The organism is Streptococcus criceti HS-6, from assembly GCF_000187975.2.
GTDB lineage: Bacteria > Bacillota > Bacilli > Lactobacillales > Streptococcaceae > Streptococcus > Streptococcus criceti.
Map to the genome: position 1 here is coordinate 1539503 of NZ_AEUV02000002.1, position 18074 is coordinate 1557576.

Annotated in this window: 18 protein-coding genes and 1 pseudogene; 16 read left to right on the forward strand and 3 right to left on the reverse strand. The window is 42.6% G+C overall.

The genetic code is table 11. The annotated features are described in order from the left end of the window. Positions 1 to 2 precede the first annotated feature (2 nt). From pstA to STRCR_RS07255, 9 genes are all read left to right on the forward strand, one after another. Positions 3 to 881: a phosphate ABC transporter permease PstA gene (gene pstA / locus STRCR_RS07215; protein WP_004228077.1), complete on the forward strand. Its 879-nt coding sequence runs from the start codon at positions 3 to 5 to the stop codon at positions 879 to 881. Then, complete coding sequence (gene pstB / locus STRCR_RS07220; RefSeq protein ID WP_004229259.1) at positions 871 to 1623, forward strand: phosphate ABC transporter ATP-binding protein PstB; 753 nt, start codon at positions 871 to 873, stop codon at positions 1621 to 1623. Before pstA ends, pstB begins: the two co-directional genes overlap by 11 nt. Further along, positions 1623 to 2273, forward strand: a complete 651-nt coding sequence (gene phoU, locus STRCR_RS07225) for a phosphate signaling complex protein PhoU (RefSeq protein WP_004226231.1) — start codon at positions 1623 to 1625, stop codon at positions 2271 to 2273. Before pstB ends, phoU begins: the two co-directional genes overlap by 1 nt. Then, complete coding sequence (locus STRCR_RS07230) at positions 2270 to 2944, forward strand: winged helix-turn-helix domain-containing protein (protein ID WP_004229647.1); 675 nt, start codon at positions 2270 to 2272, stop codon at positions 2942 to 2944. Before phoU ends, STRCR_RS07230 begins: the two co-directional genes overlap by 4 nt. Further along, positions 2934 to 4592, forward strand: coding sequence for a sensor histidine kinase (locus STRCR_RS07235; RefSeq protein ID WP_004225416.1), 1659 nt, complete (start codon positions 2934 to 2936; stop codon positions 4590 to 4592). The genes STRCR_RS07230 and STRCR_RS07235 overlap by 11 nt, the downstream gene beginning before the upstream one ends. A gap of 212 nt (positions 4593 to 4804) precedes the next feature. After that, positions 4805 to 5791 (forward strand): aldo/keto reductase, encoded by a 987-nt coding sequence (locus STRCR_RS07240; protein ID WP_004229205.1) that lies wholly within the window; start codon positions 4805 to 4807, stop codon positions 5789 to 5791. 192 nt (positions 5792 to 5983) lie between these two features. Further along, positions 5984 to 6970 carry an alcohol dehydrogenase catalytic domain-containing protein gene (locus STRCR_RS07245; protein WP_004230055.1) on the forward strand — a complete coding sequence of 329 codons (987 nt, stop codon included), beginning with the start codon at positions 5984 to 5986 and terminating at the stop codon, positions 6968 to 6970. Further along, the gene (locus STRCR_RS07250; protein ID WP_004228711.1) at positions 6948 to 8285 is read left to right on the forward strand and encodes a replication-associated recombination protein A; all 1338 of its coding nucleotides are present in this window, start codon (positions 6948 to 6950) and stop codon (positions 8283 to 8285) included. Before STRCR_RS07245 ends, STRCR_RS07250 begins: the two co-directional genes overlap by 23 nt. Positions 8286 to 9430: 1145 nt before the next feature. Then, entirely contained in the window at positions 9431 to 10123 is a 693-nt protein-coding gene (locus tag STRCR_RS07255) for a GNAT family N-acetyltransferase (RefSeq protein ID WP_004227108.1), read from the forward strand. A 106-nt stretch (positions 10124 to 10229) separates the two neighbouring features. On the opposite strand, the gene STRCR_RS07260 is transcribed toward STRCR_RS07255, so the two are convergent. From STRCR_RS07260 to STRCR_RS07270, 3 genes are all read right to left on the reverse strand, one after another. Continuing rightward, positions 10230 to 11540, reverse strand: a complete 1311-nt coding sequence (locus tag STRCR_RS07260; protein WP_004225796.1) for a cupin domain-containing protein — start codon at positions 11538 to 11540, stop codon at positions 10230 to 10232. Next, on the reverse strand, positions 11537 to 12391 hold the full coding sequence (locus STRCR_RS07265) for an SIR2 family NAD-dependent protein deacylase (RefSeq protein WP_004229500.1): 855 nt from the start codon (positions 12389 to 12391) through the stop codon (positions 11537 to 11539). The genes STRCR_RS07260 and STRCR_RS07265 overlap by 4 nt, the downstream gene beginning before the upstream one ends. Before the next feature lie 240 nt (positions 12392 to 12631). Continuing rightward, positions 12632 to 13060: an RrF2 family transcriptional regulator gene (locus STRCR_RS07270; protein WP_004228060.1), complete on the reverse strand. Its 429-nt coding sequence runs from the start codon at positions 13058 to 13060 to the stop codon at positions 12632 to 12634. Between the two features lie 208 nt (positions 13061 to 13268). Here STRCR_RS07270 and STRCR_RS07275 point away from each other — a divergent pair, with 208 nt between their 5' ends. The 7 genes and pseudogenes from STRCR_RS07275 (at position 13269) to STRCR_RS12565 (ending at position 17841) form a co-directional block, all read left to right on the forward strand. Next, positions 13269 to 13817: a hypothetical protein gene (locus tag STRCR_RS07275; RefSeq protein WP_004229480.1), complete on the forward strand. Its 549-nt coding sequence runs from the start codon at positions 13269 to 13271 to the stop codon at positions 13815 to 13817. 85 nt (positions 13818 to 13902) lie between these two features. After that, entirely contained in the window at positions 13903 to 14703 is an 801-nt protein-coding gene (locus tag STRCR_RS07280) for an MBL fold metallo-hydrolase (RefSeq protein ID WP_004226625.1), read from the forward strand. Between the two features lie 191 nt (positions 14704 to 14894). After that, positions 14895 to 15074: pseudogene (locus STRCR_RS11760) on the forward strand (copper-translocating P-type ATPase); the annotation flags it as partial. A 34-nt stretch (positions 15075 to 15108) separates the two neighbouring features. Further along, complete coding sequence (locus STRCR_RS11375; RefSeq protein WP_004228660.1) at positions 15109 to 15654, forward strand: TetR/AcrR family transcriptional regulator; 546 nt, start codon at positions 15109 to 15111, stop codon at positions 15652 to 15654. A gap of 183 nt (positions 15655 to 15837) precedes the next feature. Continuing rightward, on the forward strand, positions 15838 to 16446 hold the full coding sequence (locus tag STRCR_RS07290) for a DUF1269 domain-containing protein (RefSeq protein ID WP_004229975.1): 609 nt from the start codon (positions 15838 to 15840) through the stop codon (positions 16444 to 16446). A 123-nt stretch (positions 16447 to 16569) separates the two neighbouring features. Beyond that, complete coding sequence (locus STRCR_RS07295) at positions 16570 to 17394, forward strand: glycosyltransferase family 8 protein (protein ID WP_004228942.1); 825 nt, start codon at positions 16570 to 16572, stop codon at positions 17392 to 17394. 246 nt (positions 17395 to 17640) lie between these two features. Then, complete coding sequence (locus STRCR_RS12565; RefSeq protein WP_050897012.1) at positions 17641 to 17841, forward strand: BlaI/MecI/CopY family transcriptional regulator; 201 nt, start codon at positions 17641 to 17643, stop codon at positions 17839 to 17841. The last annotated feature ends 233 nt before the right edge of the window (positions 17842 to 18074 follow it).

The window sequence follows — 18074 nt, forward strand, 5'->3', positions numbered from 1 at the left end:
GTATGAAGCCAGTAGTATTAAAAAAGATGAAGGAGAAGTGGTTGTGTTATAAGGACGATCCGATTTCTCTTATCCTAGCAGTTTTGGTCCATCTTGGAATCGTTTTAACGATACTCTCTATTTTGACCATTGTAGGATATGTTTTGATTAAAGGAATTCCTAATATCACACCCGAGCTCTTTTCCATGACCTATACAACGAAAAATGTCAGTCTCATGCCGGCTATGATTAATACAGTCTTTATGACTTTTTTGGCTCTCATTTTTGCCGTACCAGTGGCTGTTGGCGCTTCGATTTACTTGGCAGAATATGCTAGACGAGACAATCCTTTTGTAGCGGTTATACGAATTGCGACGGAAACTTTGGCGGGAATTCCATCTATTATTTACGGTTTGTTCGGTGCCCTCTTTTTTGTTAAGTATGCCCACATGGGACTCTCGCTCTTATCTGGAGCGGTTACACTTGCCATCATGGTTCTTCCCGTAGTGATGCGGACGACCGAAGAAGCGCTCTTATCTGTACCTGATGGCTATCGCGAGGGAAGTTTTGCCCTTGGCGTCGGAAAACTTCGGACCGTTTTCCAGATTGTTCTGCCTAGCGCAATGGCAGGTATCTTTTCAGGCGTTATCCTAGCTATTGGTCGTATTGTCGGGGAATCAGCTGCTCTGATTTTCACAGCCGGTACGGTCGCAGAAGTGGCCAAGAGCCTCTTTAGTTCTAGCCGTACCTTAGCAGTCCACATGTATGCTATCTCAGGGGAAGGTCTTTATATCAACCAAACCTATGCTACAGCTGTGATTTTGCTGGTTTTAGTTATTGTGATTAATCTGCTGTCTGAATTTGTTGCTAAGCAACTAGAAAGAAAGATCAATGGGGAATAAATTAGAAATCAACCAATTAAACCTCTACTACGGTGAGCATCATGCGCTTAAGGAGATTAATCTGGCTATCGCTGAGAAGGAGATTACCGCTTTTATCGGACCATCTGGTTGTGGAAAATCCACTCTTCTCAAAAGCCTCAACCGTATGAATGACTTAGTCAGAAATTGTCGGATTCAAGGTTTGGTAACCTTGGATGGGCAAGATATCTATAAGGATGTAGATACGAATATTCTGCGCAAAAAGATCGGTATGGTCTTTCAAAAGCCGAATCCATTTCCAAAGAGCATCTACGATAATATCGCTTTTGGTCCTCGTTCGCATAGGATTCATAACAAAGCTAAGTTAGATGAAATCGTAGAACGCTCTTTGCGCCAAGCAGCTATCTGGGACGAAGTCAAGGACTGGCTTAATAAGTCAGCTCTGGGCCTTTCTGGTGGACAACAGCAACGTCTATGTATTGCAAGAGCCCTTGCCATCAAACCAGAAATTCTGCTCATGGATGAGCCGACTAGTGCTTTGGACCCTGTATCGACTGCTAAAATTGAAGAATTGGTTCTGGAGTTGAAGAAGAGCTACACCATCGTCATGGTCACTCATAATATGCAGCAGGCAGTGCGGGTGTCAGATAAGACAGCTTTCTTCTTATCTGGTGAGTTGGTTGAATATGACAAAACCAGTCAACTTTTTTCAGTCCCTAAAGATAAACGCACCGAAGACTATATTACAGGGAGGTTTGGTTAATGCGTAGTAAATTTGATCATCAGTTGAATGACTTAGATAAGGATCTTAGTATCATGGGGTCCCTCTGTGAAGAAGCTATTACCCTGTCATTAGACATCCTGAAAGACGATGAGTTTCACTTAGCTGAGCAAGTGTCTGAGACAGCTAGGCGTATCGATCATTTAGAGCGAGATATTGAGTCTCAGTGTCTGAAACTCTTGTTGCGGCAGCAACCGGTGGCTAAGGACTTGCGCCGTATCTCGGCTGCTCTTAAGATGGTTTACGATATGAAGCGTATTGGTGCTCAGTCTGGTGAGATGGCATCCATCATGTCGCAAAAGCACATTGTTTCAGGACCTGAAGTCGAACTCCTTGAAGATATGACTAAGCGAGTGAGTACGATGGTGACAACTAGTATCGATGCCTTTGTCGAAGAGGATATGGCGAAAGCTCAAAAAGTTATTCAAGACGATGAGAAAGTCAACCAACAATTTGATACAATAAAGAAAAGACTCATCACCTACTTTTCTCAGCCGAATGCCGATGGGGAGTATGCTGTAGATCTCTTAATGGTGGCTAAGTATGTTGAGCGTATCGGAGATCATACGGTGAATATTGCCAAGTGGGTGCTCTACTCAATTACAGGACAGTTAGATGGAGATAGTGCATGATTTATTGCGTGGAAGATGATGATGACATTCGTGAACTGGTTATTTATACTTTGCAGACAGCGGGATTTGATGCTAAGGGGTTTGAGAGCAGTGCTCCATTTTGGGCAGCTCTTAAACTGCAGCAGCCCCAGCTCATTCTACTAGATATCATGATGCCTGATGAGGATGGGCTTAGTATTCTCAAGAAGCTAAAAGAAAAATCGTCAACCAAGGATATTCCAGTTATCATGGCAACAGCCAAAGGGACGGAGTTTGATAAAGTTAAGGGTCTGGATTTAGGAGCGGATGATTACTTGGTCAAACCCTTTGGCATGATGGAAATGATTTCTCGCATCAAGGCGGTGCTGCGTCGTAGTCGACCAAAGGACAGTAGTCTCCAGCTAGGGATAATTAGTCTTGACAGTGAGCAGCATTTGGTAACAGTAGGTGATCAGCGTCTGACCTTGACTCGAAAGGAATTCGACCTCCTAGAGATTATGATGCGTTATCCAAAACGTGTCTTTTCCCGTCAGGAGCTATTAGATGCAGTCTGGGGAGAGCAAGCGGTTCTTGAGACACGGACAGTTGATGTTCATATTGGAACGCTGCGTACCAAGTTGGGTGAGAGTGGTTCCTCTATCCAGACAGTCCGAGGTATCGGGTATCGGATGGAGGTAGAAGATGACACGTAGGATTTTCAGCGCAACTTTATTGGCCACTCTAGGGGTGTTGTTAGCGACTTTACTAATGATTTCAGGTGTGCTCTATCGCTATTTCACTGAAAATCAGTTTGACCAATTGCGTACAGAGACTCGTTTAGTAGCTCAAGGAATCGATTTATCTGGACCGGAGTACTTTGAGCACTTGGATACTTCCTTGATTCGGGTGACTTGGATCGATCGGTCAGGCCAAGTTCTTTATGATAGCGAGACGGATACAGCAAAAATGGGAAATCATGCCAACCGTCAGGAAATCAAAGATGCTCTAGCGCACGGGACTGGAGAAAGTTCCAGATACTCATCAACCCTAACGCAGCGCTCTCTCTATACAGCTAAGCGGTTAGAGAATGGGACAGTGGTTCGTCTATCTGTGACCCAGCATACAATCCTCTTACTCTTGGTACGAATGAGTCAACCGATCTTTTTAGTCGTATTGGTAGCCGTATTCTTGTCAGTCTTTTTAGCCCGCAGGACAGCCAATCGTCTGGTAGCACCTATCAATCAGCTCAATCTTGAGGCACCCCTTGAGAATGATGCTTATGAAGAGTTATCACCACTCTTGCGCCGCATTGACCATCATCAGCAAGAAATCAGTCAGCGTGAAAATCTTTTAGCTCAGCGTCAGCAGGAGTTTGACACCATTACCTCGCGGATTAAAGAGGGGATGATCCTCCTCAACAGCAACCGTCAGATTATCAGTATCAATGGAGCAGCTCAGCATCTGTTTGAAACGGATGAGACTAGTATTGGTCGTGATATTATAGATGTTAGCAGGGATTATCAGCTTAATGATTTAGTTGACAAAGGGTTAAATGGCCATAAGGGGGAAGGCTATCTGGAGATGGACCAGGCCGTCTTTCGTGTCTTGGCTAGGCCGGTTGGTGAGTACGATGCGGTGACTGGCGTAGTCCTCTTGCTCTTTGATATTACCGATCAGGTGCAGATCGAGCGGATGCGTCGTGAATTTACAGCTAATGTCTCTCATGAGCTCAAAACACCACTCCATGTCATTTCGGGCTATTCTGAAATGATGGCGAATCGGCTGGTCACGGGAGAGGATGTGCCAAAATTTGCTCAGAAAATCTATCAAGAATCTAAACGAATGATTCAGCTGGTTGAAGACATCATCAATCTCTCCCACTTAGATGAGCGGGAGCAAATGGAAATGTCCTTAGTTGATGTTCACGAAGTAGCAGAAGATGTTATCAAGACTCTCCTGCCTAAGGCTGATAAGCATGGGATTTCTCTCAATCTCATCGGCCAGTCAGCTAGGATTAAGGCGAATCCGGCCTTGTTGGAATCTATTATTTACAATCTCTGTGACAATGCTATTACCTATAATCATGATGGCGGTAAGGTGGACGTCCGTATCGCTCTCAAGGCCAATCAAGTTATCCTAGAAGTGGAAGACAACGGTATTGGTATGTCAGAACAGGACAAGTCTCGCATCTTTGAACGCTTCTACCGCATCGATAAAAGCCGCTCCAAGAAGGTCGGTGGTACAGGCCTAGGTCTCTCCATCGTCAAACACGCCGTCCAAATTCATGAAGCCCAGATTTTAGTTGACAGCCATGAAGGCAAGGGAACCAAGATGACGGTAATTTTTAAGGCTGTGAAATAAGAATAACGAAAGCACTACTGACTTCATTCAAAGAAGCAGTAGTTTTTAACTTATGGTAGCGATTTTCTTGCCTTATCGTATCGGTTTGGAACTTTTGGATTAAGGATTCTGAAATGTATACCCAGATCATCAATTGGTATTTTAATACTAGAATTTGAAGTAGTATAATAACAGTGTCAAATGAATAATCTTTCTAGAAAAGAGGCATCTATATGGAATACATCAAATTAGGCGATACTGGTCTTGAGGTTTCAAAGCTCTGCTTAGGCTGCATGAGTTTTGGGGATCCTAAAGCAGGCTTCCACTCTGGCTGGGTCTTAGACGAGGATAAAAGCCGTGTTATCATTAAGAAAGCTCTAGATCAGGGCATTAATTTCTTTGATACGGCTAATATTTACGGTCATGGAACCAGTGAAGAGATTCTAGGCCGTGCTATCAAAGATTTTACTAAGCGCGATGAGGTTGTGATTGCGACTAAGGTTTTCTTTGGGGATGGTCGCAGCGATGCGCCGAACACAACTAAACTGTCTCGCAAGGCGATTTTCCATCAGGTAGAAGCCAGCCTGGAGCGTTTGGGAACTGACTATATCGATATCCTTTACATTCACCGTTGGGACTATGATACCCCAATCGAAGAAACCATGTCCGCCCTCAATGATCTGGTTCGAGCAGGTAAGATTCACTATCTAGGAGCCTCTGCTATGTATGCTTGGCAGTTTCAAAAGGCGCAATATACGGCTGAAAAGAATGGTTGGACTAAATTTTCCGTGATGCAAAATCACTATAATCTTCTCTATCGTGAGGATGAACGTGAAATGATTCCTTTCTGTCAGGATTCAGGTGTCGGTTTAGCACCGTACAGTCCACTAGCTGCAGGCCGAGTGGTTCGCGATTGGACAGCAGATACGGCTAGAAGCAAGACCGATGAAACCGCCAAGGCTAAATACGATTCGACAGAAAAAGAAGATATCAAGATTGTTGAGCGTGTGGCTGAGATTGCTGATAAATACGACAAATCCCGCTCACAAGTAGCCCTAGCTTGGCTTTGGCAAAAAGGCATTCATAGTCCGATTGTCGGTGTGACTAAGGAGAAGTACTTGGATGATTTCATGGGTGCCTTTGGCTTTGAATTGAGTCAGGAAGATATGGATTATCTGGATGCTCTCTATAAACCGCACAAAATCGTGGGAGCCCTGTAAAGATTGAAAGCCTCAGCATGATAGCAGAGGATCTTTTATGAAAATTCTGGTCTCTCTATACCTGCTGTGGTTTTGGGAAGGCCCCTGAGTCAGGAAGCTGCCAAGAAAGGGATTCCACCAATACTCAGGGGGATCGTGTTGTCTATACTAGACGATTCAGTCATTGATAAGTGAAAGGAGGTTCCTCTTATTATGAAAGCATTTGTTGTGAGTAGGCCTGGAGGACCTGAAGTTTTAGAATTAAAAGAAATCCCAAGGCCAGAACTAAAACAGGGCTGGTCCCTGATTAAGGTCAAGGGATTTGGTGTCAATCGCTCGGAAATCTTTACCAGACAAGGTTTATCACCCAGTGTCCATTTTCCTAGGATTCTGGGAATTGAAGTTGTCGGTGTTATTGAAGAAACGACAGATAATCAGCGGCTTCCCATTGGGCAGACAGTTGTCTCTCTAATGGGAGAAATGGGACGTGACTTTGATGGCAGCTATGCTGAGTATGTCCTAGTTCCCAATCATCAGATCTATCCGATTGAGACGCATCTTGATTGGGCAACCTTGGCAACGATCCCCGAGACGTATTATACGGCTTTTTTAGCTTATAAGAATCTTCAGCTAAAAGATGGTGATAAGGTCCTAGTCAGAGGAGCGACGAGTGGGCTAGGTATTGCTTTCATGCAACTCGCCAGAGCCAAATTTCCTCAGCTTAATATTGCGGGAACGACAAGGAATCTAAAAAAATCGTCTAGTCTAATGGACCTTGGCTTCACAAGTGCTGTCCAAGAAGCAGACGGCCAGCTGCACACGACTGACCAGTATGATAAGATTTTGGAATTAATTGGGCCAGCTACCATTAAGGATAGTCTAACTCACTTAAAGGCTTATGGAATTGTCTGCAGTGCGGGTCAGCTAGGAGGCAAGTGGTTCTTGGAAGACTTTGATCCAATCATGGAACTCCAGCATCACAAGTATCTCTCGACAGCCTATTCTGGTGTCGTCGAAGAATCGGAAGTCAAGGAGCTCTTTGACTTTATTGAGACTTACCAAGTTCCTGCTAAACCAGCCAAGGTTCATATATTTGAGGAATTACCAGATGTTCATCGTCAAATGGAAGATAGCCGCAATCTTGGAAAACATGTTGTTTTATTAGAGGAGGCCCAAAATGACACAAACCTCTCTATTTGATCAAGATATGGAGGCGACTGCCCCCTTAGCCAGTCGTGTGCGCCCAAAGACCTTAGATGATTTTATCGGCCAGACACACTTGGTAGGAGAAGGTAAATTTTTACGCCAGATGATCGATAGCGATCAGATTGCGTCGATGATCTTCTGGGGGCCGCCTGGTGTTGGTAAGACAACCTTGGCAGAAATCATTGCTAAGAGTACCAAATCACGTTTTATCACCTTTAGTGCAGTCATGAATGGCATTAAAGAAATTCGGCAGATTATGGCTGAAGCGCAGGAACTGCGTCAGCTCGGTGAGCGCACCATCGTTTTTATTGATGAGATTCATCGTTTTAATAAGGCTCAGCAGGATGCTTTTCTGCCCTATGTTGAAAGAGGAAGTATTATCCTGATTGGAGCAACAACGGAAAATCCTTCTTTTGAGGTTAATGCAGCGCTTTTGTCTCGCTGTCGGGTTTTTGTGCTCAATCAGCTAGGGCAAGAAGATCTCTTAGGGCTTCTTGAGAAAGTGTTGGCCTCTCCCTTGGCTTTTCCTAATATCAGTGTGTCTGTTTCTCAGGAAGCGCTCAGGCGGATGGCTATTTATGCCAATGGAGATGCCAGATCAGCGCTCAATACCTTGGAGATGGTTGTCCTCAATAGTGATTTAGAAGGGAACAAAGTGACCGTCTCTGACGAGATTTTAGATACCCTGCTGGGCAATAAGACCGCTTATTATGACAAGGATGGCGAAGAGCACTACAATATTATTTCTGCCCTCCACAAATCCATGCGTAACAGTGATGCCGACTCGGCCATTTACTGGCTGGGCCGGATGATCGAAGGAGGGGAAGATCCAATCTATATTGCCAGACGCTTAATACGATTCGCCAGCGAAGATATTGGTTTAGCGGATAATGGAGCTCTTAATCTTGCTATCAATACCTTTCAGGCTTGTCGTTATATTGGCCTTCCAGAATGTGACGTGCATCTTACCCAATGTGTCATTTATCTGTCTCTCGCGCCAAAGTCCAATGCAGTCTATAAGGCAAGGCAAGCGGTTCAAAAGGACATCAAACAGACAATTGACCAACCAGTTCCGCTTCATCTACGAAACGGAACAACCAAGCTCATGAAGGAGCTCGGCTATGGGAAGGGCTACCAGTTAGCACATTTTTACGATGAAAAATTGACAACCATGCCGACTAGGCCTGAAAGCATCAATGATCACATTTATTATAAGCCGACAGATGAGGGGCACGAAAGTAGGATTAAGCGGCGTCTGAACTCTATTAAAGACTGGAAAGCCAGTCATTCGACAAATTTTGGGGAATAGAAAGAAGCGGTTCTCGTTCAGGTTGCTTTTCCTTTGTAGAACTTATTATAGCGGTGGTCGTAGGAAAGGGCTAAAATACCATTTGATAACGGCTAAAAGGTACCTCACCGACTAAGAACTTAAAAGTCATTTCCTCCCCAATCTCATCTGTATTGCCTGCCTTAAAAGTTTGGTTTGCTTAATAAAAGACAAGTGCAGCGTTTTTAGCAGGCTCACTTGTTTTTTCTATTGTCGGGTGCTATAATGATGAGCAAATCGAATACGCTCTAAAGGCTGTGTAAAAAAGATAAATCGTAGAAAATTAAGGATTTTCTGCCGATTTCCTATTTTCTTTGAGTCGCTTAACGGCTTAGCGACATGACGTTTGGTTAGTCGATTTTACTAACCAAACGAAGTTAGTGGGAGAGGTAGAGAGTGGGACAAAAATCAGTAAATCGTGGCAAAATCACGATTTTGATTTTGTTGTCCCACCTCCGCACAGTTGATTAGGATGGCCGCTATCACTTGCCTAGCAAGGGATAAGGACCTCCAATCAACCACTGCGTCAAACTGCTATATCTTAAATAATGAAAGGAGGAAGGACTTTTGTTCCAGACTCGTTTGGTATCAAGTGCGAAGCGCTTAGATAACAAGCCTCTGCCGTATCTTATTAATTGAACACAAAGATAATCTCTTCGGAAAAAAGACCGACTTTTTTGTGTCCAAGGACACGGCGTCTGTCGCCTATTTTTCGGTCAGAGATTTTCGCTAAGCGAATCGCTTCTTTGTATCTTGTTAATTGAACACGGGCTGTGGACTTGGCTAAAAAGATAGCTTCTCCTAGAGTCTTTTGGACTCTGCGTCGAATCTTCTATTTTTAGCTGTGTCCACGGACGCCCTTAGTATCTTGTTAATTGAACATGCCTACACTTCTGCGAAAAAGACTCACCTTCCTTGAATCTTTAGTGATTCATCGTCAGGTTCCCTATTTTTCTTTGGAGTACTTAACGGCTTTGTATCTTAATTAACTGAACATGAAGCTAATCTCTTCGGAAAAAAGACCGACTTCCTTGTGTCCAAGGACACGGCGTCTGTCGCCTATTTTTCGGTCAGAGATTTTCGCTAAGCGAATCGCTTCTTTGTATCTTAGTATAAGGAGGACTGCTATGCCCTATAATGAATTTCAGCAAAAAATTGGAGAACCTCTTCCTGACTTCACTCCCGGTGCCTTTCCAGATGTTGCGGTGCTTACTGGAAGGACAGTTGTCTTGGAGCATCTGGATGTTGAGAAACATTTGGAGGATATTTACGACTTTGCTGTTACCAATAGACAAGTGCAAGATTGGACCTATCTACCTGTCGGTCCCTTTGAAACGCGTCAGGAAGTGTCTGATTGGTTAGTGAGTTTATCGCACAAAACAGATGCCTATTTCTTTGCTATTCGGGATAAAGCAAGAGATAGAGTCGTCGGCCTCTTTTCTCTGATGCGTATCAATCCTGCCAGCCGAACCATTGAAATGGGATGGGTCATTTATTCTCCGACTTTACAGCATTCTATTGCAGCGACAGAAGCCCAGTATCTGGCTATGTCCTATGTCTTTGAAGAGTTGCAGTATCGCCGCTATGAATGGAAGTGCGATGCCCTTAATCAGCGTTCGCATCAAGCTGCCCTTCGTTTGGGTTTCACCTTTGAGGGGACATTTCGTCAGCACACTGTTTATAAGGGACGCAGCCGTGATACTAGCTGGTTTTCGATTCTCGACAAGGAATGGCCTGCTCAGAAAATGAGCTTTGAGCGGTGGCTTTCGCCTGATAACTTCGATGCCAACGGCCATCAGAAGAAATCCTTGCAGGATTGAACATAGCAAAGACGGAAACTAAAAAACACTTCTGATTCTAGTTTACTAGATTGTAGCAGAAGTGTTTTTTTATACCTGATTTATGAGTGCAGTTTAATGCTTTGTATTACGACCAATTCCCATCAAGCGCTAGCCTATCAATCAGCTCTTGATACTCAGGAAAGGCAATTATCAGATCACTTTTATTGGGGATTTGGATAATCCCTTTGGATGCAAATGGACTGTTGATCGAAATCTGTGAGAAACCAGCTAAACCATCTGGATCATGTTCAATAGCCATCAAGCTACCTGCCTCAATGTAGGCACCGTGGACATCTCCCTTTGATTTATCCAAACCAATGCGGATATGTTTGTACTCTCCACCAGGAGAGATACAGTGGACAGTAGCTGTATCCCCGATAGCATAGAGGAGAGACTGGCCATATTGGACAGAGTGAAAATGCGACACATGTTCTGCATCAAGTGTGACATATCTTGGGACACCGCCGTAGCGACTCCCCTGAGTCTGTGTCATAGATGGATAAACTTGCTTAAAGAGCTGTGTTTCCTGAGTTTGTTGCTTTTTATCAATTTTAGGAGCCCTAAATTGGCTGCCAGCTTCCTTACCAGTCAAGAGTTCCTCTAGGGCAGTGATTAGGAGTCCATCGATACCAATAGCTTGATCGGTGACCGATGGTGCAATATAAACTTCCCCCTTATTAATAGTAATATAGCGGTGGTTGGGATGACTGGCTACGAGTTCCATACTGGGAGCCTTGATCAGCTGATTGCTGGCGCCAATACCAAGTTCAATCACCAGAAGGCTTTTCCCTTGGTAGTTAGAGATAAAATCTTGTATCTCGGTTAATTTTTTCTGGTTGATTTGAAAATGGTCTCCTGGTAGATTCAATTCTAGTGACTCACCGCAAACCTGACAAACGGGGAGATCCCGATCTTGGAGGCTGCCTGCTCTTGTTTTTTTGGCTAATTCGTGAATTTTTATACTCAAGTCTTGGCTATGTCCGTTAGAACAAATCCCTTCTAGCCAATTTCCTTCGATTTCAAAAACGTTTTTCAAACCAGCCTGAACGAAATGATGATCAGTATTCGAGGTCCAGATGTAGTAATCTTTATCGGCAATCAGTGCTTTTAACTGCTTCATCACGGCAGAATCCTGATAACCATAGGAGAAGTAGTTGATAACGGGTGCCAAGACAGACCAGCGCTCTAAAGGACTGTCGTAGGGGTAGGCAAAAGCTGACAACAGGTTTTGAAAATGATAACGGTCGAAAGTACCTTTTAGGGCTTTTCGCATATTTGGGTTATCGGTAAAGAGGTTGAGTCCTTCGCTAATGGCAAAACCATTGCTGGCTGTGATGAGCAGGGCATCACTGTCTTTTATCCACTTTTTTGCTAGTTCTAGGGCTGTCTGGGTCATTTGCTGTCCTCCATTTGGCTTACGGCTTCCTCTAAAATAGTATTGATATCATCGTGAATAAGGAGGGAGCGTTCAGCAATCTGTGGGTGGGTCAAGGCATCCTTGGGATTGATATTGACATAAAAGCTGTCTGGCATATAGTTGGTCATCTCCCAGAAGGGTTCTTGGATAAACATTGGGGTCATACGCCCAACACCCAGCTCGATAAATAAGATTTTCTGACCGCGGTGCTTACCCAGAAAGCAACTAATCTTTTGATGCTCTTTAAAATAGCGGTCCCCTTCTAAAAACTCAGGACCACGCGCCCAAGGAATCAAAGGACTACCATCCACCTTACTTTTTGGAATGTATTGGCTAGGGAGTTTGTGGGCTTCTAGCTTGGGCAAAAGTTCCTGTAAAAGGATTTTTGTGCTGTAGAGGGTCTCATCGCTGTACGTATGCTGACTCTGAAAATAGTGCCAAGATCCTTGGATCTCGCTGATGACTGCTTCAGGAAAATAGCGAAAGGCGACGGTATCCTGATTGGTTGTAACAATATGGAAAGGTTTATCCCCCAAGAGATGTTTGAGATAAGCATAGGTTGGCTTAGGTGCCTTTAAGTTGAGAATCATGTCCAAGGCTCCTAGATAATAACCCCATTGTTCTTCCTCAGTATGATAATGGGTGTAAAATCCTTCAAACATCCCATTAAAGCCGTATTTATCGGCATAGTAACGCATGGTAGCGTTGTAGAGGTCGCTGTCCTCATACCAAAAATTAAGACCAGTAGCAGCAGACATCCCTGAGCCGGTTCCGACTAGAATAGCATCAGCTTGTTGGATTTTCTCTAATAGTGTCGTAATCGTTGACATATCCTACCTCTCATTGCTTTAGATCGTAAAGGTTGCATCTTTTAAACTAGTAATATAATAAAGTAATTTGTTATTGTACAAATAACAACTAAAACAAGTCTAACGAAACCAACTCTAAATGTCAACTAATGTTAGTTATGAGATAACAACTTTTTCGCTTAAGACTTGAAAAGCTTTACCATTAAGGAAGATTGCACACAATAAGTCATAAAAAGAAGCCCTAACTTTATAAGTAGGGTCTCAGATAGTTTTCTTATCTTGCTTGACTTGTTGGATCAACTGATCTAGAGTAATGGTCTTCATCTCTTCTTCAGCTTGTTTTTGAATCTGGTTGTAGTAGTCTTGCAGATGACTATGGATAGATGGAGCTATCTCACAAGTCATGTTAGTCTGGGCATCCAGCGGAATCAAGCGATTATTAGGCTCGACAATTTGATAGATATCATAGAGGCTTATTTGATCTAGCGGTTTGGCAATCTCAGGCTTGGCGGCTCCCTGAGTAGAGCTAATAATCCCAGCTTTTTTAAGTTTAGACATAATCTGTCTGACAAAGGCAGGATGGGTCATGAGGCTGGTTGCAATGGACTGACTAGTAATTTTTTCTCCCTGCATGATATGAATATAGGCTAGGATGTGCATAGCATCTGCTAACTTAGTGGATTTTCTCATCTTAAATCCTTTCTCTTTGACAATCAATTTTTGGCATGGTACTATTGTACCACAAACACTTGTTATATAAGAAATAACAGGTTTTGTTTTATCACTGCAACTACCGTTTTTGAATGAATCTTATCAATAAAGTCAATGATGAGATAAACGATGAAGCAGTAGGTCTGCTAGGATTTGCAGTTCTATAAAAGTGTTAGGATGGTTCTGTATGCTTGAGTTAAACTCTTATTTAGAAGACAGAAAAGCAGGGCTTGAAGATCTATTGGTCAAGTGGTCTGATTTCTTATACAAAAATGTCAACTTTTATCGTGAAAGTCAGATTCATGGGCGTCAACATTGTCAGCGTGTCTTGCTCTACGCTCTCTTGCTGGCAGATGATCAGGGCTTAGAATTACAAGACAAAGAACGTCTAGCCTTAGCGGCCGTTTTCCATGACAGTCAGCGCTATGATGATGGCTTTGATACTGGTCACGGGCAAAGAGGGGCTGAGGCCTATCGCTCTCACTGTCAAGAGCGAGGAGCCGAAGCAGATAGGCTGATTTACTGGATTATCTACTATCATGATTTAGCGGATGATGAAGGGTTAAAGCATTTTTCAAATGATGAGCATGGCAAACTCTTGTTTCAAACTTTTAAAGATGCCGACGGTTTGGATCGTTTCCGGCTGGGCGAGCAGTATTTTGATGCCCATTATCTGAGAAAGCCCCAAGCCCATAACTATATCCATCTTGCCAAAGAATTAAATGCAGAACACTAACTGGACTGCCTACGGCTCTGTGAAAATGATGAAGTTTCCTTCGAGTCGTTTAAGGGCTTGATCTCTTACATAAAAGGAGAAAATCATGAAATTTCAACATATTCGTAATGCCACAGCTCTGCTAGACTATGCCGATAAGCGCCTCTTAATTGATCCGATGTTTGCCCCAAAACACGGTCTGCTGTCAGCACCTGCCTTCACAGGGAATACTGACATCACCCCTCTAGTAGATCTTCCTGTGCCGGTAGAGGAGATCATGGCTGGTATAGACGCAGTTATCGTTACCCACACCCATCCAGATCATTGGGATCGCTTTGCTGCTCAAGCTCTCGATAAATCTCTTCCTATTTTCGTCCAATCATCTGATGATCAAAAGTTGATTCAAAGTCAAGGATTTCAAGATGTCCGGGTCCTTTCAGAAAATGAGCCAGCAGCATTTGGGAATCTATCGATGTTTAAAACACCAGGTCACCATGGAACTCAGGATCAAGTTTTACGCGAGTTGGGTGTAAAATTAGGGTTACAACTAGCTATTGATCAGGTCATGGGGGTTATTTTCAAACACACTGATGAGAAAACATTATATCTAGCGGGAGATACCGTTTGGTATGATGGCCTAGCCAAGACCATTGCCAGTTACAAGCCAGAGGTTATTATTGTCAATGGGAGTGCAGCTCGTATGATTGAAGGCGATGCGCTAACCATGACTGTTTCAGATATTGAGCAGGTTGCTCTAAAGGCTCCGTTGGCCCGTATCATTGCAGTCCATTATGGTGCTGTTAATCACTATACCCAGACACGCGACGATTTGGATCAGTACGCCAGTGAAAAAGGATTTAGAAATCGTATTGAAATTCCTGAAGATGGTGAAAGTTTTCAAGTGTAAGGGAGTATCCTTGGGCTAAAAATGAATTAAACATAATTTTATACCCAAGATGATTTTGCTAAGCAGTTATAGGCTTGGCAGTATTCGGTGGTTCCCAAATAACTATTTGAGTGTTATCACAGTACCCTAAACTTATAAGTGAATTGAAGCGGAATTCTCAATTCTTAACTTGTCTTTCATGTATAAGTAAAAAGAGAAAAGTAGTACAAAACTTGATTTGGGGAGCTGGCTATAATATTCTAGCTATTTCGCTAGCTGCTGGAATATTAGCCCCAATCGGATTTAACTTAAATCCAGCTGTTGATGCTATTCTCATGTCATTATCCACGGTTATTGTGGCGATTAATGCGATGACCCTGAAAATGGAATGATAAAGGTTAAAGATAGAAAAAAAGGAGAACTGGAATGTCTGAGCAGGTCAACTTTTTACCCGATAAATTATGGTTAATGCTTAAGAAACTCTTGCAAGATACTGACCTAGATAGGGTTACCGTAAAGAATCTTTGCACAGAGGCTAAGATTCATCGCGCGACTTTTTATCGCTATTTCAGCGATATCCTTGCCTTGTTGGAATACGGTCTAAAAAAAGAGTTATCAGACAGTCTCAATCATATTATTGATGATAAGGGTTCGGTGTCCAGTTTCAAATCATTTTTTAAGTCATGCTATGACTTGAAAGAAATTGCTTTGAATATCCAAGAAACGAAATACCATTCTATCATTCGGGATATTAAGCTTGATTTCGTTCAAGCCTATATCAAGCAGAGCTTTGAGGAAGAGGATGTTCTTTCACATCAAATTCTTATTCATTTTTATACTACTGGTTTTATTGGCTTGGTCGATTTATTTTTTACTAATTCTAGTCTTGATATTGATTCTTTTTCAGCTGATATGTCCTGTATTTACCAGCATATCCACGATGATTTTAACACACATTTGCGACACAAATAGAAATCTGTCGCCTTATTTTTATTGCTCATCAAAAGATAACACGTTAAAATGACCTTAATCAATGAGTAAATTAGAAACTTGTTGATAGTTGATATTCACTAGTATTGTCTTACCAGTCAATACTAAATCCTAAAGGTAAGTAGTTACAGTTTACCTTATGTGAAAATGAAAGAGGTGCATTTTATGGAAAATCTAGTTGTATCAATTTTTAGGACAGAAAGCCAAGCTTATCAAGCTTTTGCAGAGCTCAAGGCTTTCAAACAAACAACCGCTACAAAAGTGGCGCAAATCGTATTAGTTAAAAACGAAAATGGTCACATTCTGGAGCAGGAGCGTTTTGATTTTGAAGATTCAACAGCAAATGCTAGCTTAGCAGGTGGTCTGCTTGGCGGTGTTATCGGTCTTATCGGCGGTCCCGTAGGTGTTCTTTACGGAGCTGCAGCAGGTGGTCTTTATGGACTTGCTGCTGGAGATACAGTCGATACAACTGAAACTGGTTTGATTGATGTCGTATCAAGAAAGTTGGTTGCTGGTGAAACTGCGATTGTAGCCCTTGTTCAAGAAGATAATGAAGCTGTCATCAATGGCTATTTCACAAAATATGACACAGAAGTTTTGCGCTGGGATGTTGACACTGTTACAGCTGAAGTAGAAGCGGCTATTAAAGTGGAAGCTGATCTCTATAATCAAGCGCGGGCACAAATGAAAGCCGAGCGCAAGGCTGAACGCAAGGCCAAAGTTGAACAATTTAAATCAAATGTTAAGGCCAAATTTGAGAAATTAAAACCATAAGACTAAGGATGTGACTGCCTTAGCAAGAACCAAGCCTGAAGAAATTGTTCTAGGCTTGGTTTTTTTATAAGCTTTTGCTATTATTTATAATAACTAGAATCATTAGAAAGTGACTGTGCTATCATGGAATCCCTTAATCTTATGTTTGTTGTTGACGATGGCTATGTTGATCAGCTCAAGGTTACACTGTATTCGGTTAGGCAGCAAATGTCTGGGTCGTCTATTCATATTTATCTCCTGCAAAAGACAGTTCTGAAAAAGAGTGATGAATTGGAGCAATTCTGCCAAAAGCTAGATTGTACCTATCATCCGATCACAATCGGTGAGGATTTATTTAAGGATGCACCAACGACTGATCGTTATCCTGATACCATTTACTACCGCCTTTTGGCTCACGAATTTCTGCCTCAAGACTTGGACAGAATCCTCTACTTAGATGCTGATATCCTCTGTCTCAACGGTTTTATGGACTTTTACCAGCAGGACTTAGGTGACAAGCTTTATGCGGCTGCCAGCCACAATGCTGATGGCTCTATTATGGAGCTGGTCAACAAGTTGCGCCTGCAAAACTACGAGATGGACTCTTCTTATTTCAATACGGGAGTCCTTTTGATGAATCTGGACCAGATTCGGCGGACGGTTGAACGTCAAGATATCTTGGATTATATTGCTAAGAACCGCCTCAAACTGATTCTACCCGATCAAGATGTTTTGAATGGTCTCTATGCCGATCGTGTCCTTGCTGTTTCTGACGAGATTTATAATTTTGATGCAAGATACAGTCGTTTGTACCAAGCACGCAGCAATGGCATTTGGGATATCGACTGGGTCATGGCCAACACTGTTTTTCTTCATTTCGCTGGACGTGATAAACCGTGGTACGCTAATTACACGACACGTTATGCCGCTCTTTATAAGTATCTGGCTAGACAAGCAGAAGCACTGTAGTATCGAAACAGTATTGTTAATTGGTATACTCTCTCATAGTGAATTCTTTCACTGTCCACTGTGAGGGGGCATTACCAATTTTTTAGTTTTTCTTTTAAGCAAGAGTACCTTAAAAGAAATTTCTTAGCTGTCTTATACTTTAGTCTTTTATAAAACCGATTAAAATTCTTGACATCCAGCCACATCAGCCCTAAACTACAAGTGTAAACCAAACTACAATTGTAGTTTAGAGGTGGGGGAGCATCGATGACTGATATAACTGGGAGTGAGTGGCAAATCATGAGGGCCATTTGGGCTTACGAAAGATTGACTAGTGCTGACATTATCAAAAATCTAAGTCCTAGATCATGGAAGCCCAATTCTATTTGCACCTTGCTTAGTCGACTGGTCAGCAAAGGTTATCTACATAACAAGGAAGAGGGGGAGAAACTGCCGTTACTTTGCTAATATCGGCGAAGCAAAGCAGAACGAGTATGAGCAGGATTGTCTTGTTTCAAATGTCTGCCACACTAAGAATGCTGCTTTAATAAAGTATCAGATTGATAGCTTAGATTTATCTATCACTTGATATCGAAACCTTAATGATTTTGCTTGAAGAAAAGAAAAAAGCAGTACCCAAAGTGGTCCAGTGTTCGTGTCCTAGGGGTCAATGTTATTGCCATAATTTCTTAAAAAACTAA